At 46.9% G+C, this 25,276-nt stretch carries 21 protein-coding genes; 16 read left to right on the top strand and 5 right to left on the bottom strand.

Annotated elements, in window-relative coordinates; genetic code table 11:
• Nucleotides 1-5: 5 nt before the first annotated feature.
• From LZZ98_RS12685 to LZZ98_RS12655, 8 genes are all read left to right on the top strand, one after another.
• Entirely contained in the window at nt 6-743 is a 738-nt protein-coding gene (locus tag LZZ98_RS12685) for an urea amidolyase associated protein UAAP1 (RefSeq protein ID WP_237788159.1), read from the top strand.
• Between the two features lie 14 nt (nt 744-757).
• Nucleotides 758-1,420: an urea amidolyase associated protein UAAP2 gene (locus LZZ98_RS12680; RefSeq protein WP_237788158.1), complete on the top strand. Its 663-nt coding sequence runs from the start codon at nt 758-760 to the stop codon at nt 1,418-1,420.
• A gap of 4 nt (nt 1,421-1,424) precedes the next feature.
• Entirely contained in the window at nt 1,425-5,045 is a 3,621-nt protein-coding gene (gene uca, locus LZZ98_RS12675) for an urea carboxylase (protein ID WP_237788157.1), read from the top strand.
• Nucleotides 5,046-5,129: 84 nt separating this feature from the next.
• Nucleotides 5,130-6,488, top strand: coding sequence for a hypothetical protein (locus tag LZZ98_RS12670; protein ID WP_237788156.1), 1,359 nt, complete (start codon nt 5,130-5,132; stop codon nt 6,486-6,488).
• Between the two features lie 659 nt (nt 6,489-7,147).
• Nucleotides 7,148-7,273 carry a hypothetical protein gene (locus tag LZZ98_RS15500; RefSeq protein WP_269091840.1) on the top strand — a complete coding sequence of 42 codons (126 nt, stop codon included), beginning with the start codon at nt 7,148-7,150 and terminating at the stop codon, nt 7,271-7,273.
• Entirely contained in the window at nt 7,266-7,718 is a 453-nt protein-coding gene (locus tag LZZ98_RS12665; RefSeq protein WP_086176811.1) for a CopG family ribbon-helix-helix protein, read from the top strand. Before LZZ98_RS15500 ends, LZZ98_RS12665 begins: the two co-directional genes overlap by 8 nt.
• A complete protein-coding gene (gene atzF / locus LZZ98_RS12660) occupies nt 7,715-9,523 on the top strand; it encodes an allophanate hydrolase (RefSeq protein ID WP_237788155.1) in 1,809 nt (602 codons plus the stop codon). The genes LZZ98_RS12665 and atzF overlap by 4 nt, the downstream gene beginning before the upstream one ends.
• The gene (locus tag LZZ98_RS12655; RefSeq protein WP_237788154.1) at nt 9,520-10,542 is read left to right on the top strand and encodes an ABC transporter substrate-binding protein; all 1,023 of its coding nucleotides are present in this window, start codon (nt 9,520-9,522) and stop codon (nt 10,540-10,542) included. The genes atzF and LZZ98_RS12655 overlap by 4 nt, the downstream gene beginning before the upstream one ends.
• A 92-nt stretch (nt 10,543-10,634) precedes the next feature.
• On the opposite strand, the gene LZZ98_RS12650 is transcribed toward LZZ98_RS12655, so the two are convergent.
• The 4 genes from LZZ98_RS12650 to LZZ98_RS12635 form a co-directional block, all read right to left on the bottom strand.
• Nucleotides 10,635-10,964 (bottom strand): DMT family transporter, encoded by a 330-nt coding sequence (locus LZZ98_RS12650; RefSeq protein WP_237788153.1) that lies wholly within the window; start codon nt 10,962-10,964, stop codon nt 10,635-10,637.
• A 19-nt stretch (nt 10,965-10,983) separates the two neighbouring features.
• Nucleotides 10,984-11,865: an ABC transporter ATP-binding protein gene (locus tag LZZ98_RS12645; protein WP_237788152.1), complete on the bottom strand. Its 882-nt coding sequence runs from the start codon at nt 11,863-11,865 to the stop codon at nt 10,984-10,986.
• Entirely contained in the window at nt 11,865-12,809 is a 945-nt protein-coding gene (locus LZZ98_RS12640; RefSeq protein ID WP_237788151.1) for an ABC transporter permease, read from the bottom strand. Before LZZ98_RS12640 ends, LZZ98_RS12645 begins: the two co-directional genes overlap by 1 nt.
• An 835-nt stretch (nt 12,810-13,644) precedes the next feature.
• Entirely contained in the window at nt 13,645-15,990 is a 2,346-nt protein-coding gene (locus LZZ98_RS12635; protein ID WP_237788150.1) for a DUF1989 domain-containing protein, read from the bottom strand.
• A 159-nt stretch (nt 15,991-16,149) separates the two neighbouring features.
• Here LZZ98_RS12635 and LZZ98_RS12630 point away from each other — a divergent pair, with 159 nt between their 5' ends.
• From LZZ98_RS12630 to LZZ98_RS12595, 8 genes are all read left to right on the top strand, one after another.
• The gene (locus LZZ98_RS12630; protein WP_237788149.1) at nt 16,150-17,331 is read left to right on the top strand and encodes a sensor histidine kinase; all 1,182 of its coding nucleotides are present in this window, start codon (nt 16,150-16,152) and stop codon (nt 17,329-17,331) included.
• A gap of 1 nt (nt 17,332) precedes the next feature.
• Nucleotides 17,333-18,049 carry a response regulator gene (locus tag LZZ98_RS12625; protein ID WP_237788148.1) on the top strand — a complete coding sequence of 239 codons (717 nt, stop codon included), beginning with the start codon at nt 17,333-17,335 and terminating at the stop codon, nt 18,047-18,049.
• A gap of 25 nt (nt 18,050-18,074) precedes the next feature.
• Entirely contained in the window at nt 18,075-18,854 is a 780-nt protein-coding gene (locus LZZ98_RS12620; RefSeq protein WP_237788147.1) for a PAS domain-containing protein, read from the top strand.
• A 147-nt stretch (nt 18,855-19,001) separates the two neighbouring features.
• Nucleotides 19,002-20,366, top strand: a complete 1,365-nt coding sequence (locus LZZ98_RS12615) for an NAD(P)-binding domain-containing protein (RefSeq protein ID WP_237788146.1) — start codon at nt 19,002-19,004, stop codon at nt 20,364-20,366.
• A gap of 240 nt (nt 20,367-20,606) precedes the next feature.
• The gene (locus LZZ98_RS12610; RefSeq protein ID WP_237788145.1) at nt 20,607-21,146 is read left to right on the top strand and encodes an HAD family hydrolase; all 540 of its coding nucleotides are present in this window, start codon (nt 20,607-20,609) and stop codon (nt 21,144-21,146) included.
• Nucleotides 21,143-22,087 (top strand): PDR/VanB family oxidoreductase, encoded by a 945-nt coding sequence (locus tag LZZ98_RS12605; RefSeq protein WP_237788144.1) that lies wholly within the window; start codon nt 21,143-21,145, stop codon nt 22,085-22,087. Before LZZ98_RS12610 ends, LZZ98_RS12605 begins: the two co-directional genes overlap by 4 nt.
• Before the next feature lie 15 nt (nt 22,088-22,102).
• Nucleotides 22,103-23,122: a heme-dependent oxidative N-demethylase family protein gene (locus LZZ98_RS12600; RefSeq protein ID WP_237788143.1), complete on the top strand. Its 1,020-nt coding sequence runs from the start codon at nt 22,103-22,105 to the stop codon at nt 23,120-23,122.
• A gap of 63 nt (nt 23,123-23,185) precedes the next feature.
• Nucleotides 23,186-24,316 (top strand): aminomethyltransferase family protein, encoded by a 1,131-nt coding sequence (locus LZZ98_RS12595; protein WP_237788142.1) that lies wholly within the window; start codon nt 23,186-23,188, stop codon nt 24,314-24,316.
• A gap of 435 nt (nt 24,317-24,751) precedes the next feature.
• Here LZZ98_RS12595 and LZZ98_RS12590 read toward each other — a convergent pair whose 3' ends face one another.
• Nucleotides 24,752-25,090 carry a P-II family nitrogen regulator gene (locus tag LZZ98_RS12590; RefSeq protein ID WP_086197630.1) on the bottom strand — a complete coding sequence of 113 codons (339 nt, stop codon included), beginning with the start codon at nt 25,088-25,090 and terminating at the stop codon, nt 24,752-24,754.
• Between the last annotated feature and the right edge of the window lie 186 nt (nt 25,091-25,276).

Here is a 25,276-nt window from a genome sequence, read left to right as displayed (position 1 = left end):
AGGTCATGCACATGGGCGACTATCATAACAATCAGACTTTATGGACTGAAATCCTGCCAGGCGGGCATCACTGGTCGGGTCGCATTCAAAAAGGCGCAATTCTACAATTCAAGGCACTCGGTGCCAATGCCAACGTTGCCCTGTTCTGTGTTAATGCTGAGGATAAACTGGAACGCTATAACATGCCCGACAGTCTAAAAGGGCAACATACCGCATTTTTAAGCACCGGCCATGTGCTGTATTCAGATCTCGGCCGGGTCATGGCATCGATTGTCAACGATGAGCATGGCTGGAATGATGCTTTATGCGCTCCAAGCACCAAAGTACAAATTGAAAAACAGTTTGGAACCCAAACCTTTCAAGATGCACGCAATGACATGTACCGCAATGGCAAAGACAGCTTGCTGTTAGAGATGACCAAATTTGGCTTATCGACTCAAGATTTAAGCGCTACGGTCAATCTGTTTTCTAAAGTTGCGCCAAATGATGCCGGTGAGCTGTCTTATGTGGCATCGAACCATACCGATCAGATCATTGAACTGCGTTTTGAAATGGACTGTCTGCTGTTCCTGTCTGCAGCACCCCATGCCTTAGATGACAGCGTTGAGTATCAACCTGCCGATATTCAATTGTCACTGTTCAAAGCCAATACTTTAGCCGAGACCGATATTTGCCGTGATTCATGCCCGCAAAATCAGCGTGCTTTCCAAAACAATAATCGTTACTACGCACTCAGCATTTAATTGGGGGAATCATCATGACTGCATTAGCTAATTTAGAAAATGGTTTAGAAAAATCAGTATTAAGTGAAGTCTGTCTTGCCGGTGAAGCGTGGATGGGGGAAGTCAAGAAAGGACTGTATTTCCGTATTGTTGACCTGGAGGGCAACCAGGCGGTGGATACCTTATTTATTTCAGCAAGAAATCCTGAAGAGCGTTACAGCGCAACCGATACGCTTGCGATCAATAAACAGATTTATCTAGAAAAAGGCACCACGCTTTATACCAACTTTGGCAATGCGATTGCGAAAATTCAGGATGATAACTGCGGCCGCCACGATACTTTAGGCGGTGCATGTTCATGTGAAAGTAACAGCGTGCGTTATGCGCATGACAAATATCCAATGCACAGCTGCCGTAACAATTTCATGATGGCGTTGTCTCAGCATCCGATTGCCAAAAAGCATGGCCTGAATGTGCGTCATATTGGTCCAAACATTAATTTCTTTATGAATGTGCCGGTGACAGCAGACGGTCATTTGAAATTTGATGATGGCATTTCAGCACCCGGTAAATTTGTCGAGATTCAAGCAGAAATGGATCTGATCGTACTGATCTCAAACTGTCCGCAACTGAATAACCCATGTAATGCCTATAACCCAACCAAAATTCAACTGATCATCCGTGAAGCTGAGGAGTAAGCACATGACTTTAAAATATGGCTTTAATAAAGTTCTCATTGCCAACCGTGGCGCGATTGCCTGCCGCGTGATCCGTACTTTAAAGAAATTGGGTATCCAGTCGGTTGCGGTGTATTCAGAAGCCGACCGTGATTCCTTGCATGTCACACTGGCCGATGAAGCGGTGTATATTGGTGAAGCAGCGGCCAGTCAAAGCTATTTAAATGTTGAGAAAATTCTAGAAGTTGCCAAACAGACCGGTGCGCAGGCCATTCACCCGGGTTACGGTTTCCTGTCTGAAAATGCCGAATTTTGCGACCTGTGTGAATCTCAAGGCATTGCCTTTATTGGTCCAAACTCCACACAAATGCGTAAGTTTGGCCTGAAACACACCGCACGTGAACTGGCGATTCAGGCCAAGGTGCCATTACTGCCGGGCAGCCAGTTATTGGCAGATGAAGCTGAAGCGCTGACTGAGGCTGCGCGTATTGGCTATCCGGTGATGCTAAAAAGTACCGCGGGTGGTGGCGGCATCGGCATGCGTCTGGTCTGGAATGAGACTGAACTGAAAGATGCCTATGCAACGGTGTCTTACTTAGCCCAAGCCAACTTTAAAGATGCAGGTTTATACCTAGAGAAATTTGTACAAAACGCCCGTCATATCGAAGTGCAGATTTTTGGTGATGGCAACGGACAGGTACTTGCACTGGGGGAGCGTGATTGTTCAGTACAGCGTCGTAACCAGAAGGTGATCGAAGAAACCCCGGCACCGCATATCACTGATCAACAGCGTGCCTATATCCAGAATGTCGCGATCCAGCTGATGCAATCAGTGAATTACCGTTCGGCCGGTACGGTTGAATTCGTGATGGATACCGATACGCAGGAATTTTACTTCCTGGAAGTGAATACCCGTCTGCAAGTCGAGCACGGCGTGACGGAGCAGGTGTTTGGCGTGGATCTGGTGGAATGGATGGTGACTCTGGCCAGCGGTGACTGGACAGCACCAACGGAGAAACTGGAATTTCATGGCCATTCGATTCAGGTGCGTCTATATGCCGAAGACCCGATCAAGAACTTCCAGCCCAGTGCAGGACTTTTGACCCATGTTGAGTTTGATGCCCATGCCCGTAATGAAACCTGGGTAGAAACCGGTTCCACCGTATCATCTTTTTACGATCCGATGATTGCCAAAATCATTGTCACCGCAGACGACCGTGAATCTGCGATTCAGGCGATGACCGAAACTCTGGCAAAAACGCAGGTTGCGGGGATTGAAACCAATCTGGAATATCTGCAAAACATCATCGACTGTGAGGTGTTTAAAGCCGGGACTCAAAGCACACGTTTTTTAAATACCTTTGCATGGAAAACCCAGAAAATTGAAGTGCTGCAAGCCGGTATTCAGACTGCTGTGCAGGATGTCGCTGGTCGTCTCGGTTACTGGGATGTCGGTGTACCGCCATCCGGTGCGATTGATCCATTGTCACTCAATGTCGCTAATCAATTACTTGGTAATGCAGCGAATACCGCAGGGCTGGAATGTACCCTGCAAGGCCCGACACTGAAATTCCATTGTGACAGCCAGATCGTACTGGCCGGTGGGGATATGCCATCAACACTGGATGGCGTAGTGGTGCCGATGTGGCAAACGGTGAATGTACGTAAAGGCCAGATTTTGAAATGTGGCAAAATCGCGACAGGTTGCCGTACCTATATCGGCATAAAGGGCGGTCTGAATGTACCTGAATATTTAGGTTCACAAGCAACCTTTACCTTGGGTCAGTTTGGTGGTCATGCCGGCCGTAACTTGCTAATCGGAGATATGCTGTCAATTACTGCTTTTACGTCTGATGAAGTGAAAGCACTTGCGCCTGAACAAATTCCAACATTCAGCCATGAATGGGAAATTGCGGTGATGTACGGCCCGCATGGCGCACCGGATTTCTTTAGCAAAAATGACATTGATACCTTCTTTGCCAACAGCTTTGAGATTCACTTCAATTCAAGCCGTACCGGGATTCGTCTGATTGGTCCAAAACCGGAATGGGCACGTATCGACGGCGGTGAAGCCGGTCTGCATCCCTCCAATATTCATGACAATGCTTATGCGATTGGTGCGATTGATTTCACCGGGGATATGCCGATTATTTTAGGCCCAGATGGACCAAGTCTGGGGGGCTTTGTCTGTCCTGCGGTGGTCATCAACTCAGAACTGTGGAAACTCGGTCAGCTGAAAGCCGGTGACAAAGTGAAATTTATCCCTGTTAGCTACACCCAAGCCAAAGTGCTCAATGAAAAATATCATGCGCAGTTAGAAGCGTCAGATACAAAAGACGTAGCATTTGATGAATCGTTCTACCCTGAAATCAGTACGCTGAAAAATGCCGTGCTGGATACCTTAAAAGGTCAAAATGGTCTACCGGATGTAGTCTATCGTCCTGCTGGCAATAACTATATGCTGGTGGAATATGGCGAGCTGGTTTTAGATCTTAACCTGCGTTTCCGTATCCATGCCTTGATGAAATGGGTACAGAAACAGAATATTGCCGGCATTATTGATCTGACGCCGGGCATCCGTTCGCTGCAAATCCATTTTGATTCGATCCAGCTGGATCAGCTTGACCTGCTGCGCCTGTTGCAAGTCGCTGAAGCTGAACTGCCGGATGTGACAGCAATGCAAGTACCATCACGTACCGTGTATCTGCCGCTGGCCTGGGAAGATTCTCAAACCCAACTGGCAACCGAACGTTATATGCAAACCGTGCGTCCAGATGCGCCGTGGTGTCCGGACAATATCGAGTTTATTCGCCGTATTAATGGCTTAAAAGATAAACAGGCAGTCAAAGATGTGGTCTATAACGCAAGTTACTTGGTGATGGGCCTGGGCGATGTGTATTTAGGGGCACCTGTGGCCACGCCGCTTGATCCACGTCAGCGTCTGGTCACCACCAAATATAACCCGGCACGTACCTGGACACCTGAAAATGCCGTAGGGATTGGCGGTGCCTATATGTGTGTGTACGGTATGGAAGGTCCGGGGGGGTATCAGTTTGTCGGTCGTACTACGCAAATGTGGTCACGCTACCGTAAAAATACCGACTTTGAACAATGCAAACCGTGGTTACTGCGCTTCTTTGACCAGATCAAGTTCTATGAAGTCTCTGAAGCGGAACTCATGCAAATGCGTGAGGACTTTAAAGCGGGTCGTTTAAAACTACGTATTGAAGATGGTGTATTGAACCTGAAGGAATACAACGACTTCTTAACGGAACATCAGGAATCGATTTCTGCTTTTAAGTCCGTACAACAAGCTAATTTTGATGCAGAACGCCGTCGCTGGCATGCAGCAGGTCTTGCAGAATATGTGTCTGAAAGCCTGGACGCTGTTGATGATGGTGAAGGCGTTGAAATTCCTGATGGTGGCTGCACCGTAGAGTCGCATATGCCGGGTTCAATTTGGAAAATTGAATGTGCTTCAGGTGATATTGTGGAAGAAGGCGCAACCTTGGCCGTGATTGAAGCGATGAAGATCGAGATTCCAATTCTTGCCCCTGAGCGTATGCGTGTGGATGCCATTACCATTGAGAAAGGGCAAACGGTGAAAACAGGGCAGGTGTTGTTTACCTTGGCGCCGGTGGCTTAATCAAGATAGAATAAAAAAGACCGTCCGTAAGGACGGTTTTTTTATTAGAATAGTGCTAGTAAACATGAACCTATAAAAATATTTATGAATAAAATCTATTTCTTAACATTTAAAGTCCAAGCTTTAGAAAAAAATTCGAAGTGGTCCAAGTATAAAAATGTACAGGTAACATGTTGGGTTAAAGCATTTTCTGCAATCAGTGCATTTAGAGAGTGCGTTTATTATTTTAAGGATGAAAAATGGAAAGTTACTAGCTTAGAAGAGAATATAGTAAGAGTAAGCCGTGAAATGTTTTTAGGGAGAGATATAGGGCTTGAACAATTTGATAAAGCAGAAAAACATGGATTTTCTATTTTTTACATCGGTGTAGATGAAAGTTTAACTCAACCTCAATTTGTAAAGTTTGAGAGTGATGAGTCATTAGATATTGCCAAGTTATTGAAGAATAAACACTCTATGGATAGACACAAATTTTGTCTTCACCCAATGGCTGGAGATGAGTGTGATGAAAAAATTATTAATGCACATTCAATTCAGAATAGTCAGTCTCTCACAAGTATTGCTAAAAATGGGCATGTATATCAGCTAAGTCATAAATATATACATCAAACTAAAACCTACTTGGATTATCAAAAGGTTGGGACTAGTAAAGCTTCTGTCTTTAAGGGTTTTTGTAAGAAACATGATAATGAAATTTTCGAAGATATTGACAATGCCAAGTTAAAACCAACAGAAAAACAAGTTTTTCTGTACGCATATCGTTCAATATGTAGAGAAATTTATCAAAAATATAAAGTTATTCATTCTTTGAAAGAGAATATTCCATTAGTCACAGGTGAACATAAACAAGATCTAATATGGAATTTACTAGGTAATCAAAAAGGTTACGAAGAATTAATAAAAATAAAGAAAAATTATGATGAAACCTTCCTTAATCAAACATTTGAAAAGGATATTTTATATATAATTTTTTATTCAAAAAAACCAATGAATATAGCTTTCTCATCTTTAATTTATCCTGATTTTGATTTTCAAAAAGGATTTTTACAAGATTTGAGTGACTTTGAAAATGATAAAGATTTAATCACTTATTTCTCTGCACCAATAGATGAGGGATGGGGATACGTATTTGCTTGGCATATTAAAAATAATTCAACTTGTGAACCATTTATAATTAGTTTAGGAAAGATTGTACATTCAGGCGGTTCGATAGAGCATACACTTTTTCAGTACCTGCTTTTAAACTCAGAAAATCACGCATTATCACCCAACTGGTGGGAGAGTTTAGAACAAGATAAACAATCACAGATTATTTACGCGATAAATCATAAACTTGATCTTATGTCAGGAAAGACCTCTAGCCAACATAATGATGATATCCCAAATGTAAGTGGGTGGGCTTTTATAGAACTTATGACTAATATTCAATGGTTTAAAGAATAAAAAATAGATTAGATCAATGCAAAAATTGTCATGCTTGTTCTGGATGTAGATCGGCGAGATACCATTTATAAAAATATGTAAACAAACCGCCTCTTGGCGGTTTTTATTTTAAATATGCTTATGATCTAAGAGCCAAATCCCCCAAGCCACCACAGCCGGAATCAAAATCCACAAGCTCATTGGTAAAACACTATAACTGCCACCCAAGACTACACAGCACAATTTTATATTTTAAATGACATCGTTTTGGTGCAAATCTGATCAATCTTGGCGCATATACATTTGATCAATATTTTGAAGTACTTTTTATGTTAATAAATAACTGTTTTTAGATAATTTTATTTATAAGAACTAAGCTGGCATGCTTTCTGCTTTTATTTACATGACAGATAAACAGAGGAGAGCCATTTACTTGATCACTCAACCATACTCATCGGTCAACCCATCATGTATAAAAAAAATAACTGTACATGAAGAATAAAAGCAATCGAACCGGTGAAATCATCAATAACCCCCTGATTTAAAACAGGCCCCAGCTCAGCGTAATGGGGCTTTTTTTTAGCCGTTTTTATTTCACCCCATCGCCACAATTGGCACGCTTTCTGCATTTTAGCAAGTAATACGAAATTCCAGTTTTGTAATACCTGTAGGAGATGCACATGAATTATCCAGACTCGAATAAAAAGCTGCATCCATGGCTGAAATTTTTAGTTGAGCTTTTAAGCGTACGTGCCGGACTGCATTTACAGCAATCCGCACAGCAGAAGGAATACCGCCGTGGCTAAACAAAAATTGGCACGGATTAGTATCACCCTGCCAGAAAGCACGCTTCAGGCACTCGATCAAAAGATTGTCGAGCAACATTATGAAAGCCGTTCTCAGGCTATTGTCGACATGATTAACCGCTATTTGATTGACGATCTGGTGGCACACGATGAAGTGATGGTCGGCACCCTGACGCTGGTCTATGACGTCAGCCTCAAGCCGCTGCGTTCCCAGCTGGTGGACCTGCAACAGCAATATCTGGAACAGGTGATCAGCTCGCTGCATATCCAGCTGGATGATGAAAAAGTCCTGCAGGTGATGTTGATGCAGGGCGTGAGCAGTGACCTGAAAGAAATTGGCGAACAATTTATTGCATTGAAAGGGGTGCTCAAAGGGCACCTGGAACTGATGGATGCCGTGATGCCTCCCATTCCCCAAAATACCAATAAAGGAGTATTGTCATGAACACTTTATGGACCATCCAGGACTGGCAGAATGCTTACCAGCAACAGCAGATCCAGTTACAGGACCTGATCTCTTATGTTGCATCGTTTAACAATGATGATCATGCCTGGATTTCCATTGCCTTAAGCGAACAATTACAAGCCCAAATTGATAAGCTAAAAGACAAATCATTAGATGATTTACCGTTATATGGCATTCCATTTGCGGTGAAAGACAATATTGATGTTGCCGGTTTTTATACCACTGCGGCCTGTAAAGAAGCTGCGTATCTGGCCAGCCAGGATGCAACAGTGGTTGCCAAGTTGAAAGCGGCTGGTGCGATTGTGGTGGGTAAAACCAATCTGGACCAGTTTGCAACCGGTCTGGTCGGCGTACGTTCTCCATACGGTGCAGTGAAAAACAGCTTTCATCCTGAATATATCAGTGGCGGTTCAAGTTCGGGTTCATCTGTGGCGGTTGCCAATGGTCAGGTGCCCTTCAGTTTAGGTACCGATACCGCAGGTTCGGGCCGTGTGCCGGCAGGACATAACAATATTGTGGGGCTTAAACCGACCAAGGGCTGGTTCTCAACTTCGGGGCTGATTCCGGCTTGCCGTACCATTGATGTGATTTCAATTTTTGCCTTGACGGTGGATGATGCCTGGCAAGTGGCTCAGCTAATGCAAGGCTATGATGCATCTGATGAATATTCATGCCAGCATCCAGCAAATGTATCCACCCAGTTCTCCAAAGGCAAAATTGCCATTCCGGCACAGCTGGAATTTTATGCAGATGTGGAATCGGAAAAAGCTTTTGACCTGGCGATCGCTCGTGCCAAACAGCTGGGCTATGCGGTCGAAGCGATTGATTTCAGCATCTTCAATCAGCTGGCTTCGGCTTTATATAACAAAGCCTGGGTCGCAGAGCGTAGCAGCGCTGTAGAAAAAATGGTTTCGCGTGAGGTGACCCATCCGGTGATTCACCAGATCATCAGTCAGGCGGACAACTTCAACGCTGTCGATATGATGCAGGCGGAATATGAACGTGCCCAGCTGGCGCGCCAAATCAATCTGGCATTGGCAGACTTTGATGCCCTGATGGTGCCTACCGCACCGACCATTTACAAGATTGCCGAGGTTGAAGCAGACCCACTGGTCAAAAACAGCCACATGGGTGCCTATACCAATTTCGTCAATTTTGCCGATCTGTCAGCTTTGGCACTGCCAAATAGCATTCGTGCCGATGGCCTGCCAAGCGGAGTGACCTTTATTGCTCCCGCCTGGATGGATCAGGCCTTGGCCAACTTTGCTCAACACTGGCAGCAAGTGACATCTTTAACGCTGGGGACTTCGCAAAAAACTTACGCTCCAACAATGCCGATTCAATCCCAGCATTCGGTCAAACTCGCAGTTGTAGGTGCACACCTGACCGACATGCCGTTGAACTTCCAGCTGACTACACGTGGCGGAACCTTGCTGCAAACCACCCAGACCGCAGCCCGCTATAAACTGTATGCCTTGAAAAATACCACTCCGCCTAAACCGGGCCTGCAGTACAGCAGCACAGGTCAGAAGATTGCAGTCGAAGTCTGGGATATTCCATTTGCCAACTTTGGTCAGATTGTTGCAGAAGTGCCGGCACCGCTCGGTATTGGCAATGTTCAGCTGGCGGATGGTAGTTGGGTCAAAGGCTTTATCTGTGAAGGCTATGCGCTGGAAGATGCCACTGACATCAGCCATTTCGGCGGCTGGCGTGACTTTATTCAATCAAAACAACCTTCAAACACGCGTTTTAAATGTAATTGCATAGGGGAAATCGCACCATGATGAAAAAACTAAGTTTAGCCGCATCGATCTGTGGCACCATTTTATTGAGTGGCTGTGACAATACGGCTAAGGTGCCAGAACCATCCAGTAAAACAACTGGAACGGTAAATACTAAACCAATCACCATTGGCTACAGCGACTGGCCGGGCTGGGTGGCTTGGCAAGTCGCTATTGAAAAAGGTTTCTTTAAAGAAGCTGGTGTGAATGTAGACTTTAAATGGTTTGACTATTCAGCGTCGATTAATGCCTTTTCTGCGAACCAGCTGGATGCAATTTCCGTGACCAATGGTGACAATCTGGTGATTGCATCCGGCGGTACTAAAGGTGCAATGATCATGGTGACAGATTATTCTGCGGGTAATGACGTCATCATCGCTAAAAATGGCATTAATAGTGTTGATGAACTGAAAGGCAAAAAAATTGCGGTAGAAAAAGGTCTGGTCGATCACTTGCTGCTGTCTACAGCCCTGGAAGATGCCAAGATTAAATCTTCTGAGGTCAATCTGATTAACTCGATGACCAATGAATTGCCACAGGTGTTTAATAGCCCTGATGTATCGGCGATTGCAGTTTGGCAACCAGTAGCAAATCAGGCACTCAAAGCAGTTTCAGGTTCTAAAATTATCTATAGCTCGAAAGATAAACCGGGTCTGATCTACGATACGCTGACTGTGAATATGACCCATTTGTCTGCAAATAAAGAAGAATGGAAAAAGATCATTCAGGTTTGGGACAAGACTGTTAAATTCATCAATGACCCAGCGACCCATGAAGAAGCTGTAAAAATCATGGCAAATAAAGTGGGCGTTGATCCTAAACAATATGAACAGTTTATTGGTGGTACACATCTGCTAGATCTGTCAGCCAATAAAAAGGTATTTAGCAAAGGTACAGGTTTCGATTCAATTTATGGATCAACTTACTATGTGAATAAATTCAACGTAAGCAATGGTGTTTATACTACTGAACAAGATGCAGATGGCCTGATTGTGCCAACACTGGTGGAATCATTACAATAATACCAAAAACGTGAAAAGCCCAGATCCAAATCTGGGCTTTTTTCTAGTTTATTTTTAAAGTTTGCAATGACTGAGAAACGACAAGTAAAAAATTAAACAGTAGTTGAACTTGAAAAGATATTAATAATAAAAATACCCACCAAAATAAATGCCAAACCGATCATCGCAGCGGCATCCAGATGTTGTTTAAAGACAATCCAGCCTATCGTAGAAATAAATACAATCCCAGCACCAGACCAGAGAGCATAGGTAATCCCCATCGGAATGCTTTTCATGGTTAATGCTAGGAAATAAATAGCAATCAAATAACCAATACAGGTCACAACACTGGGTTGCCAAACGGTAAAGCCTTTTGATGCATTCAGTGCAGAGGTCGCAATAACCTCTGAAATGACTGCAATCAATAAATACACATAAGCCATTATGGTCTTGGTCTACCTCTTATTTGGAGTTACTAATTTTAGTTAAGCGTGGAATCTCCGGCAGATCCGCCAGTGCAGGATCCAGTTCATCTTCTTGGGCATGCACCAGGTGATCGACATGCTCACGCAGTTGTTTAAATTCCGGCGTCAGCATCAGATCGGGATGACGCGGACGTGGCAGATTCACTTCAATAATTTCTTTAATTTCACCTGGATTGGCTTTCAAGGCCACAATCCGGTCGGCCAGCAAAATCGCTTCATCCATATCGTGGGTCACGAAAATGATGGTGATGTCGATGTTCTGCCACAGGTCCATCAGGTGACGCTGCATTTTCTGGCGCGTATGCGGATCTAGTGCACCAAAAGGTTCATCCATCAACAAGACCTTGGGTTCATTGACCAGCGCACGGGCAATCGCGACACGCTGTTTCATCCCACCAGAAAGCTGATGCGGATACTGGTCCTGATATTTTTCCAGACCAATGATATTGATCCATTCACGTGCCTGCGCTTCGGCTGAGGCATGACTTTGGCCTTTCATTTTCGGGCCAAACATGACATTTTCTTTGACGGTTTTCCATGGGAACAGGGTATAGCCCTGAAATACCATGCCACGTTCCGGACTCGGACCGGTAATCGGCTGGCCATCGACCAGAATCTCACCACTGCTATAAGGGTCTAGCCCCGCCACCACACGGCTAAAGGTCGATTTACCACAACCGGAAGGACCAATCACACAGATAAACTCACGTTTATGAATTTTGAGATCCAGGGCATTTAAAACCGTACGTTCAGTTTTGCCATGACTGAATTTTTGCGTCAGCTGTTTCGCTTCCAGAATCACCGGACGGCTATAAATCTTGTCAAAGTATTCGCGGGTATTAAATTCAGGGTTTTGCATTAATTTGCTCCCGGTTTCCATTTAAATAGGCGTTGTCCCAGTTTCATTAACATCACATCGCAAAGCAGACCAATCACCCCAATGATCAGGATCGCGGCAAAGACATTGTCAAAATTCTGGTAACGGGCTTGCTGGGTAATGAACCAGGTAATCCCGGAGGTACTGCCGATCAGTTCAGCCACGATCAGATAGGTCCATGCCCAGCCGAGCAGGACACGCAGATTGCGGTAAATTTCAGGGAGGGCTGCTGGAATGACCACATAAAACAGGCTTTTCATTTTATTGGTGCCTAAGGTAAAACCGGCTTCAATCAGGCTACGGTCTACCAGACGTGTGGTATTGGCAATAATCAGGATTTGCTGGAACAGGGTGCCAATAACAATGATGGCAATTTTCGGTGCATCATTGATCCCTAAAATAGCCACTGCAAGTGCGCCAAAAGCCGGGGCAGGCAAGTAGCGGAAAAATTCAACAAAAGGCTCGGTCAGCTGGGAAATTTTATGAGAGAAGCCACATAAAATACCGAGTGGAATCCCGATCAGCGAAGAAATAAAGAAAGCACTAAAGACCAGCTTGATACTGTGCCACAGGCTTTCATGGAACCAGGGTGCATTGGCCTGTGCAGGTTCAGTGGTGAATGCCGTGACTAGGGCAATCGCCACTTCATGCGGGGCGGGCAGATAGATCGGATTCACCAGAATCCCTTGAGGTGGAGCCAGACCTTGATCTAGCGCAGACTGGGCGGCAGAGAAAAAGACGTCTTTATCAATGCGACTACCGACCTGTAAATAGTTCACGCTGCCTGAATCGGCAATCTGGACTTGTGGATGCCAGATAAAGGGTAAATAGCTGACTGCACACCAAATCAAGACCGGTATTAAAAAAGACCCCAAGCCAAACAGTAGTTTATTTCTTTGACTGAGTTCACGTGCAACGTAACCCATAGTGTTGCCCCTCAATATTACAATTTTTATAAAACGTAATACTGATTAAGCAAAATGGGTGCCAAAATTATTGTTTTCATTCACTGGACTGCTGGAAATAGCCTAAGCTGAAAGAAACCGATGCTTAAATTACCCATAATGCCACCTTTTACCTAGGACAAAAGCTTCAGAAGAGGGGGGAGTGTTGTGCAGGCCATGATCTGGTGTGACTTTAGTCCCTGGTTAAAAGAACGTGGAAACTAAAATCAGGTGGCTCTGATAGAGGGGTAAGGAGCTAGCCTCAACCATGATCTGGCCTAATGGCTGGCAAGCGCCAGAGAGGAAGTATTGAAAGCTTTTAAACGTGCAGTTAAAAAATAATGTAAAAACTAAAAAATGGAAGAATTTCTACGATGTGATCAGACATATAGCGATGGTTAGCTCATCATTTCTCTACTTTTGGTATGTAAACAGATTGCAGTAAATAAATTAGAAATTGACATTCTACTTAACCTAAAGGCACAGCTATCTACACATCTTTCTCGATCCTTAAAATATGTTGCTATTTTCTCTAACTCATCAACTGAATATTCTGAAGCTGGCTGGAGGGTACCAGTTTACTGAATAAGGCAAACGACCCATCCGAGTGGGAGCTTGCAGTTATCATCACCCGGGATATTGCGCCTTTAAAATATTTGTATAATCCTGCCATAGCCAGATAAAAACTCAGGGTTAAAGAGCCGCACCCTCTAGAAAAATGCAGCGCTGGTCTTATGTTCAGGATGGCTGTTCAGCAGTAGCAATGTTCAGCTTTAAAGAGCATCCAACGGCTAGGCAAAAATGATGGGTTGGACAATCAACTTTTTACTCTTAACCTTTGTGGATCATAAAAAGGCAACTCCACCACTTTGGCTTTCAGGCGTTTTTTAAGGCCATCCAGTTGTCCAACTTCGACAGCGGTGCCTGTTAGGGCATACTGCGGTGCAAGGCGGCACAGGGCAATCTGTTGCTGCAGTAAAGGAGAGTTGGCTGCACTGGTCACCACACCCACAGGAAAACGTCCGACATAGACCGGGTCGCCATGCTGGACCGCTTCATTGCCCTCCAGGACCAGGCCCATGAGTTTATGCCGGCTTTCCAGCGCCTGATTTTTCATGGCCTGTTTGCCGATAAAATCTTCTTCCTTGGTTTTCATCGGTACCGTGAAACCAATGCCGGCTTCATAGGGATTGGTTTCAGCTGAAAACTCATGCTGTGCAAAGATCAGCCCAGCTTCTATGCGCAATAGATCCAGGGCATCAAAACCGAGCGGAGCAATGTCATATTGCTGGCCTTCCTGCCAAACGGCATCCCAAAGCTGTTCGGCATGGCTAGGATGACACCAGACTTCAAAGCCCAGCTCACCGGTATAGCCGGTGCGTGATACCATGACCGGAATCCCGTCTGTACCGCCCAGCTTGCCAAGGGTAAAGTGGAACCATGCTAATTTTTCTACGCTTGGCTGATGTTCCGGTGTCCAGATCAGTTGCTGCAACAGCGCACGGCTGTGCGGACCTTGCACTGCAATATTGTGAATATGCCGGGATGAATTGCGGATGCTGACTTTATAGCCATGCTGCTGGGCCAGCTGTTTCAGCCAGGTTCCTGAATATTCATCACCACAAATCCAGCGGAAACAGTTTTCACCCATGCGGAAAATCGTGCCGTCATCCACCATGCCGCCTGTTTCCAGACAGGAGGCCGAGTAGGCAATTTCACCCACCGCCAGTCTGCGGATATTTCGGGTCAAGGCATACTGCATAAAAGCTTCTGCATCCGGGCCGGTAATTTCAAATTTGCGCAGCGCGCTTAAATCGATCATGGCGACCCTTTCACGGCAGGCCAGATATTCCGCTTTGGCACCCCAGCCGTCGTATTCATTGGCAATCCAATAGCCGTGGTACTCACTGATTTTTGAAGTAAGCGCTTGGATGCGCGGAAAAAATCCTGATGCTTGGGTCATGCGCGGCAGTTCCTCTGGGTCAATTCGATAATGCTGGGAGCGTGGGAAATGCTGATCCTGATCATAAATCCGGACCAGAATATCCGTCGGTACCCAGCCATTGGAAGGATCAATATCGTCAGGGCAGGCAGATGATGCACAGAGCAGGTCGCGGTGGGCACGCAGCAGGACATAATCCCCCGCCCTGGACCACGGTTCTGCCATGCTGATTGCACCGCAAGGTTCAACAAAGGTGTTGTAAAACAGGTTAATGGCAGGCCATGCATTGCGGCTTTGGATGCCAAAAGGCTGCAGAACCTGGTTAAAATTATCGGTGCAGGAAATATGGCCAAAGTAGCCGGAATCGTTATAGAACTTCGGACTGCAGGCACTGAGGAACATATCGTGCCGCCCCACGGTATCTTGAACCACTTCGGCCAGTGCTTGCAGATCTGAGGCAAAAAACTTAGAGTGCAGCCCGGGAGCCGGGGTGGCATGCCCCAAAATGGTCCGGGTGGCCATGGCATCCAGACCCAGTTCTTGGCCTTGGGCTAAAGCCTGGGCATCAAAGGCTAAAAAATCGGAACACTGCTTGCCCGACAAGTCGATAATTTGAATCCATTGGCCCGCTTTAACGCTATACGTCCGTGCTGAAGCGCGCGGTATCAGAATTTCCTGCACTGGTTTGGCTAAAGGCTGCGGCAAATAATAATGCACGGGCTGGGCTTTAAATAGCGTCACTGGCACTTCATCTATGCAGTACTGCTGCTGCACATTCATGTCCAGGCCGGTATTGAACACGATGACCTGAATTGCCGCCGATGCCTGAAAAATGCTCTTTCCAGGGCTGTGCAAGGTCAGTGCCTGCTCCAGCCAGTCAGGCTGTATGGCATGCTGTGCTAACTGCTGTTTCAGGCGCTGGCCTGAGGCGCTGGCCTGATTTAACTGCGCAAGCGTAGCCCGAGCACCATTGGCCACCAGAAGGGATTCGGCCTGTAGTGCTTGCAGCAATTCCGGCCTAAGCTGCTGTTCAGTATTGAAAATCAGCAGATCAATACTCTGTTGTTCAGGTAAGTCAAATTGAATGCGATCGCCCGCATCCAGGTCAAAAATGTGCATGTACTGTGCATCTGCGCGCAAATACAGTTCATGGATTGGCTGCTGCAAATGAATATATTCATCTGTCACTGCAGTGGCTAAAGCTGAAGTAAGCGTTCCCATAGATGAGCCCAAAGCGTCTCGCTGGTTCTGATGCTATTCATTTCACACATATTCTGCTGGCACAGCAATTTCTCCAGAGGTATACCCTGAATAGGGTAGTGCTGGATTTTGGCATGATTCCTGCTCAAATAATTTAACTGTAAAGAATAATTCAGCAGCATGGCGCATCTTGCGAGTGAAGTGATGAATGACGGCAAAATAGAGACAGAGCGTGCCATAAACCAGGCAGGTGATTTAGATCAGACCCAACGGCTGCTTCGCCAGAGTGAATTGACGCTGTTTTATCTGCAGGCCAAATTAAAGCTGATGCAGATTCAGGATCCCAAGGCCGAATTGCCACTTTTTCTGCAATGGCTGAAACAGCATTTTCCTGTGCCGGGCTTGCCGGAATATTGTCTGGTGATGTGCTATCCCTTCACTCAGGAATGTTTCATTTTTCATGCCTTGGCGCAACCGCTAGCGCAGTCTGAGGTACGTCTGCTCCAAGAGCAGCTGCTACCTCGCTCCATCTCTGTGATGCAGCAGGATGTACCGCTGCTGCTGGACCAGCATGATTGCCTCCCGCTGTTTACCGGACAGAATTTTGCAGTCTGGCGGGTATATTTAAACTATTCGGCAGTCCAGCCGGTGGAAGCGGAGCTACTACAGCAGCTGGATCAGGCTTTGCAATCGGGCTTTCAGGAACGCGCGCTACAGCAGGAGCGCATACAAACCATATTGCAGCAGGAGCGGCGTGATTTTTCGGCCGACTTACATGACAGTATTGCGCAAATTATTGGATTCTTAAGATTGAAATCTGCGCAGCTGAACCAGCAATGCAAACAGCAGCCTGGCTATGCACCGCTGCTGGAACAGACCGAGGAACTGGCAGCTTATACCCATTATGCTTACCAGCAGGTGCGTGAATTGATTACCGCCTCACGCTTAACCTATCAGGAACTGGATTTTTTCACCGCGCTGAAAAAAATTATTGCCGAATTTGAACATCAGTCCAGTGTGGCCTTTGAACTGGATAACCGTATCCCGCAGCTGAAAGTCAGTGCCAGACAGTCGGTACAGCTGCTGTATATCATCCGTGAAAGCCTGAGCAATGTTGTGCGTCATGCCCACGCCAGTACAGCCGTCATTTCTGTAAAGCGCAATTTCACTCAGCAGCTGCACATTCAGATTGCAGATAATGGCCGCGGCATACAGGCAGGGCGGAAACGGCCGGACAGTTTCGGACTGGAAATTATGCAGGAACGAGCCGAACGGATTGGTGCTGTGCTCAGTATCCGCCCGAATCAGCCCTGCGGCACCTGCGTTGAACTGATATTAGACCTGAGCACTGGAGAGGAGTGAGATGAATAAAATTGCAGTCAGTATTGTAGATGACCATGCGCTGTTCAGGCGCGGTGTGGCGGATATTATCCGCCAGTCCGAGCATTTTGATGTACAGCAGGAATACAGCTGCGGATCAGCATTTCTGTCAGCACTGGACACCGCGAACATTGAATTGCTGCTGCTGGATGTACAGATGCCGCAGATGAGCGGCATTGAGGTACTAAAATGCATCCGGGAACGCAATGTCGATCTTAAAGTGATTATTTTAACCGCCAGCCTGGAGGACAGCATTGTATTGGATGCCATTCGTCTCGGTGCCAATGGCTTTTTGCCCAAAGATACCTTGCCGGAAGATATTCTGCTGCAACTGCATCAAGTCATGCAGGGCAGGACCGTATTGCATGCCGATGGAGTCGCTTTGCTGGCCCAGCAAGTCCGGCAGCAGACGGCACCCTTAGCCGCTGCCTTGCATAAAACCTCTGAACAGGTGCTATTGCAGCGCAAACTGCTGTCGGAAATGACGCAGCGGGAGCAGGAAACGTTAAAGCTGATCGCCAAAGGATTGAACAATAAACTGATTGCCCGCGAATTAGGCATCAGTGACGGTACGGTAAAAGTCTATGTGAAAAGTCTGCTACGCAAACTGAATGTACATTCACGGCTGGAACTTTCCGTGTGGGTGCATCAGCAGCTTAACACTGCAGATTTTGATATTTATCCCTCGTCTTCCGTTTAAGGTTCACCGTACGAGTAATGCTGATATGTCGAAAATAGCGCTGCCTCCCAGCAAAGATGAGCTGAATATGGACTTGAATCATGATTGGCCTGAACTGTTTGACCAGTTTGCCGATATTGCACTGTTGCTAGATAGTCATGGCACGATTCAGCGCAGCAATCGTACCTGGCACAACTTGCTACAGCTGCAACCGGATGCTGCAGCCCAGCGCTTACCCTTGAGCTACTGGCTGTATTCCGAAGATAGTTTGACCTTCCAATGTGCCCTCATGGCCGGACGGCCGTGTAAGCTGGCACTGCGCCTGTTAATTCCGGAACAGCCTTTGGTGTGGTTTGATCTGTCGCTGCAGCCGATCTGTGCCGGTGCCGGAAAAAACCAGTTGCGGGGATGGTGCATTTTAGGCACAGAGCAGACGCAAAAAATCCGGCAGCAAGAACTGCAGGATGCACAGCAGCGCAGTCTGCATGATTTGCTGTCGCGCCTGCCGGTCATGCTGTACCGCTCACGCAATGACTGGAACTGGACCATGGACTATGTCAGCAGCGGCTGTCAGCAGATAACGGGTTATCACAGTGAGCTGCTGATCAATACGCCGCGCTATGGACAGCTGATTCATCCCGATGACCAGCAGTATGTCTGGGACAGTATCCAGTTGGCTTTGCAGCATCATCGCGTATTTCATTTGCACTACCGCATTGTCACTGCCCAGAACCGTATACAGCGGGTACAGGAAATCGGGCAGGGCCTATATTCGCAAAGTGACATGGTGCTGGGTCTGGAAGGCGCTGTATTTATCCAAAACTGAGAGCATGCAAGTCGCTAAAGCGGCATGACCCCCGGTCAGTATCCCATTGTGCATACCCCATCTGAGGAATTTCGAAATAATCTAGGTCTGTCTAAGGTAATGGCATCACGGCAGTTTTGTTTAAAACAGATCACATGGAGATTCACCATGAAACGAGTTGCAATTATTGGGGCAGGGCCAAGCGGGATGGCGCAACTGCGCGCTTTTCAATCTGCGCAAAGCAAGGGCATCGAAATTCCGGAAATGGTATGCTTTGAAAAGCAGGCCGACTGGGGTGGTCAATGGAATTATACCTGGCATACCGGCCTGGATAAACATGGTGAACCGGTGCATAGCAGCATGTACCGTTACCTGTGGTCGAATGGCCCGAAAGAATGTCTGGAATTTGCAGACTATACCTTTGATGAGCATTTTGGCCGGCCGATTGGTTCTTATCCGCCACGTGCCGTGCTGTGGGACTATATCAAAGGCCGGGTAGAAAAAGCCGATGTACGCAAATATGTCCGCTTCAACAGCGCGGTGCGCCATGTCGAGTTTCACCCTGACAGCAAGCAGTTTTCAGTGACGGTGCATAACCATGTCACCGACGAGATGTATACCGAGACTTTTGATTTTGTGGTGGTGGCTTCAGGCCATTTTTCTACCCCAAAAATTCCTGAATATGAAGGTTTCGGCAGTTTTGGCGGACGGATTTTACATGCCCATGACTTCCGTGATGCACTGGAATTTAAAGGTAAAAATGTACTGCTGGTCGGCAGCAGCTATTCTGCTGAAGATATAGGTTCACAATGCTATAAATATGGTGCAAAGCAGATTATCAGTTGTTACCGCAGTTCACCGATGGGCTATCACTGGCCAGAAAATTGGTCAGAGCGTCCGCAACTGCTGCGGGTCGATCAGACCCATGCCTATTTTGCTGATGGCAGTTCGGCCGAGATTAATGCCATTATTTTATGTACCGGCTATTTGCACAGTTTCCCTTTCATGTCGGAAAGCCTGCGTTTAAAAACCGATAACATTCTCTATCCGCTGCACCTGTATCAGGGCGTGGTCTGGGAAGCCAATCCGCAGCTATTTTATTTAGGCATGCAGGATCAGTGGTATTCCTTCAATATGTTTGATGCACAGGCCTGGTATGCGCGCGATGTGATGCTGGGTAAAATTGCCTTGCCGAGTTTTGCCGAGATGCAGGCCGACACCCAAGCCTGGCATGAGGAAGAAAAAACCCTACAGGATGCAGCAGCCATGTTCAAATTTCAAGGCGACTATATTATGCGCCTGATTGATCAGACCGATTATCCAAGCTTTGATATTGAAGCGGTGAGGCTGACCTTTTTGCAATGGAAAAAACACAAGCAAGAAAACATTATGGCCTTCCGTGACAATACTTACTGTTCATTGATGACCGGGACGATGGCAACGCCGCATCATACGCCCTGGATTGATGCCCTGGATGACTCCCTGGAGGCTTATTTACAGACCGAGGCCGACCTACAGCAAAAGGCAGGTTAGGACGGTCAATGCTTGATCCGCCACACTGCCGGGCAGACCCACAAAATATAGTAACAACCTGGTATACGTTTCTTCTGCAGCAGCTGGTTTCCAGCTGCTTTTTTTATGTCCACATTCGCTTAAAAACCTCCCCCGCATGCTTTGCTTTACCCCTTAGTGGGTATGATTTAGAGGGAATGGCCAGGCGGCGTAAAAACCTTTAAATATCTGATTATGTAGTTCTTATATGAGGTTTCTCAAATGATGGAAGCCATGCACAGTACCCCCAGATATCAAACTGTAGAAACGCTGCACTGGAATGCACCCAAGTATGTGCTGGTGTTGCAGCATGCAGCATCAGCAGTGACACAGCAATTAACCGAAATGAGCAAACAGCATCCGCAAACGGTGCAGCTGATGCTGGACAGTCAACAAGATCAAGCCTTGGCTGGCCTGCTGCATGAACTAGAGACCGTGCTGCAGCAGGAAAAGGCTGGCGTACGTACCGTGGTCTGCGGTGATGAATCCTTTGTTTGGACAGTACAGCAGTGCCTGGTGGGTACGGGCTGCCTAGATGAGGAAATCAGCTTGATTGCGGATAGCTCCAGCCTGCAAAACCCGAGTAAAAAAGTCTACTGCGTGCACTGCGGGCATACCCAGCATACCGTTAAAGACGAGCTGTGTAGCTGTGAACAGTGTCAGGTCGAACTGCTGATCCGCAGTCATTTTTCTGAACGCCTTGGCGCCTATATGGGAGTCTGTGCCAATGCGCATCAACCTATGGGAGCACTCAGCGCATGAACCCAACCGTTCCTGTCCATGTGACCCGCATTCATCAAGTTACCCCGATGATTCGCGAATTTACCTTGGCCGCTTTAGATACCCCCTTGCAACCATTTTCCTCCGGCAGCCATGTGATTGTGCAGCTGCCAGTCGAAGGCCGCATCATCCGCAATGCCTATTCATTGCTGAATGCCCCGTATGAGCAGCACCAGTATCAAATTGCGGTGCGCTTGCAGGAGAACTCGCGTGGCGGTTCGCAATACCTGCATGAAAAAATTCAGGTGGGCGATACCCTAAATATTTCAGCGCCGCTGAATTTATTTTCCCTCAATTCTCAGGCCCAGCATCATGTATTTATTGCCGGCGGCATCGGCATTACCCCGTTCCTGTCGCATATGAAATACCTGCTGCATGCCGGACACAGTTTTGAACTGCACTATGCCTGTCGTGACGGCATCAGCAATGCCTATGAAGATATGCTGATGCAGTTGTTCCGTGACCAGGTACATATTTATTCGGAAAAAAACCAGCGCCGTTTGGACATAGCAGCACTGCTGAGCCAGCAGTCTCTCGGCAGCCATGTCTATATTTGCGGGCCAGAGCGCCTGATTCATGCCGTTGTTGACTGTGCGCAAATGCTGGGCTGGTCAAAAAAACGTGTGCATTGGGAAGCTTTTTCTTCGCCTGCACCTGGAGTCGCATTTGATGCCGTGCTCAGTAAAAGCCAGCGCCGTATTCATGTGCCCGGCGATTTCAGCCTGCTGGAAGCACTGGAACAAGAAGGCATTGAGGTACCCAATCTCTGCCGCGGTGGCGTATGCGGTCAATGTGCCACCTCATACAGCCAAGGCGAGGTGGAACATCTGGATCATTATTTAACGGTGCAGGAGCGCTCGGCGCAGTTAATGCCTTGCGTTTCGCGTGCCAAACCAGGCCATTGCCTGCATTTAGACCTATAGCTTTGGGAGATTACGATGACGGTTCAATTTAACCCCAATGAAAATATGCATGATCAGTTTCACTACCATAACAGTGCAAAGGCGATTGCCCGTTTTCCTTTTCCATTTCCCGAAGACCAGTATATGTATTCGGTGAATATTGAGCCTGTTGTTTCAAGGCCGGATAGCATTTTCGAGCATTGGTTTGATGTGGATGAGCATTATGTAACGGACATGAACGAACGCCGCTTAACCCTGGAACAGGACCCGAAACGTTGCATTATCATGCCGCACATGCATCAAGCCAGCTGGGACTTTTTGGAAATGGTGATGCTGCGTTATGCGGAAGACTACCCTGAACATTTCCAGCTGGAGCGCGATGGCCTGAACTGGCACTGGGTCAACCAACCCTTAAATATCGATGTCCATTTTATTTTTGGTCAGGCAGACAGCTTGCCGATGGATCCGTTTGAATTTATCAGCCGCCAGTTTCAAGGCGATGTTGCCTTGCTGGACCAACGTGATGGCGATCTGTTTATGGATACTGGCATGATCACCGGCCCTGCAGACTGGTCACTGAATTTTGATGCTGGCATGAGTTTTAAGCAATGGCATGCACCTGTACCAAAGCTGGCACATAACTTGGGGGTGTTTGAGCGCGCACTCAAATTCTTGCTCAACATTCAGGTTGGCCAGCCCTACCGGCGTCTGAATTGGACCATGACCATCAATCCACGTATGGATACTTCCTCGGAAACCTATCATTTATGGGGACACGAGCGGGGACTGGTCACTGCGGAAAATGCCGGTGAACTGGTGCATTTGCGGGTGGAGCTGCAAACGATGCCGCGTCTGGCGCGCAGCAATGCACTGCTGTTCAGTATCCGCACTTATCTGATTAGCCTGAATGATTTGACCCGCAATCCGGCATGGGCCAAGCGGCTATACCGGGTAATCCGCGATTTGCCTGAGCCGATCGCAGAATACAAGGGCATCAGTGAATATCGTGAACCGCTGGTGCAATGGCTCAGCCAGTTCGATGGCGTAGATGAATAACAGCTCAGTTTCATAACCTGAAGCAAGCAGCACATTTTAAAATATTCAATAAGGAAGACCTGTATGGCAAACTCTTGGCGCATTTCTGCATTGGCAGCCCACCACCGTCAGCTCGGTTCAAAATTAGAAGACTGGAACGGCATGGGAACGGCATGGACCTATGATTCGGATATTGCAGATCACTATACGGCCATCCGTACCAAAGCCGGCTTGATGGATGTTTCGGGCCTGAAAAAAGTCCATTATGTCGGCCCGCATGCGGAAAGCCTGCTGGAATATGCAACCACCCGTGACATTTCCAAATTGTATCCCGGAAAATCCGTGTATGCGACCATGCTGAATGAACAAGGAAAATTTGTGGATGACTGCGTAATTTACCGGACCGGGCCAAATGCCTTTATGGTGGTGCATGGCACAGGCATTGGCTATGAAATGCTGATCCGTTCAGCTGCTGGGCGTCAGGTTGCGGTACTGTTTGATGATGACCTGCATGATTTATCGCTGCAAGGACCATTGGCAGTGGACTATTTAGCTCAACATGTCCCGGGCATTCGTGATTTGCCCTATTTTCACCATCTGCAAACCAAACTGTTTGGCGCGCCTGTCATGATTTCACGTACCGGCTATACCGGCGAACGCGGCTATGAAATTTTCTGTAAGGCTGCCGATGCACCGATGATCTGGGAAACCATTCTCAGTACCGGCGCTGAATATGGCATTATTCCCTGTTCATTTACCACGCTGGACTGGCTGCGTACCGAAAGTTATTTACTCTTTTTCCCGTATGACAATTCAGAATATTTCCCCTTCGAGAATGATGTCTGCGGCGACACCTTGTGGGAACTTGGCCTGGATTTCACGGTTTCACCGCATAAAGGCGAATTCCGTGGCTGCTATGAGCATCGCCGTTTAAAAGGCAAAGAACGCTTTAAAATCTTCGGTGTACTGCTGGAGGGCGATCAGGTGCCTGCAATGGGAGATACCTTATGGGACGGCAATCAGCAAGTGGGGGTCATTACCTGCGGCATGCATTCGCCGCTGACCGGTAAAACCGTGGCCATCGCACGTCTGGATGTACCTTATGCAGAGCAGGGCAAAGCGCTACAGGTCAAAGGCAGCCTGGAAGTGAATGCAATCGCGCATACCTTGCCATTTGATGATCCAGAGAAATTAAAACGCACAGCAAAAGGCTAAGCAGCCAGCAATCCACTCAGCCTAAAAAAATCCTGCAGTTAGCAGGATTTTTTTAGGTGTTCTATTTGACCAGTTTGAGCAGCCGATGAGTCTGGAGCTGAGCCTGCTTTAAACTTATGGGAAGCCGTTTTCATATCCCCTTTTATTTAAATGACCGTATGGACATGGCCTGCGATGTAAGCATGTAGCAAGTTGCAACACATCTCGAGGAGAGCGGCATAGTCACAGCCGTAGAAGGCATTTTAGAACCCTTGAACAAGGGCAGAAACGGTGCAATAGGCTTTCAGAGGGATAGTCAGAATTGTACCCGGCTGGCAATAAAAGATTTGAGTTCAGTCTTATGTGTCCCCAAACCCCACTTGCCAGGTAATTCAGTGTTTAACTTTTGGGAGGATGATCAAACCAAAGGGTGGGGGGATGGGATCGAGCATAACACTAAATGGCGTCCATACCGGTTTCACCTGTGCGGATACGTACCACTTGTTCCAGCGCGCTGACAAAAATTTTACCGTCACCAATTTTGCCCGTAGCGGCAAATTTGCTGATAATTTCAATCGCTGATTCGACCTGATCGCTCCGGACGGCCACTTCCAATTTCACTTTCGGCAAAAAATCGACCCTGTATTCGGCGCCGCGGTACATTTCGGTATGGCCTTTTTGACGGCCTGCACCTTTGACTTCGGTCACGGTCATACCATGAATGCTGTGTTTGTTGAGCTCTTCACGGACATCGTCCAATTTGAATGGTTTGATAATGGCGGTGATCAGTTTCATACAGTACCTCTTAATTTTATTGTATTCATTTTCATTCTTGAGCAAGATTTATTTTGCAAGAATGATGCCATTTTTCATTTTAAAATCATATTAATAGCAATCGATACAGCTGTACGGCCAGCATAGTTGCTAGCTGAATGGCCATACAGCTGCATCGGTGGAGTTCTCAGCCTTCACTTAGGCCCT

It is taken from the genome of Acinetobacter sp. SM34 (assembly GCF_022012365.1).
In the GTDB taxonomy this organism is placed as follows: Bacteria; Pseudomonadota; Gammaproteobacteria; order Pseudomonadales; family Moraxellaceae; genus Acinetobacter.
The sequence above is the reverse complement of the archived record's forward strand: the minus strand, read 5'-3'. Positions and strand labels throughout refer to the sequence as shown.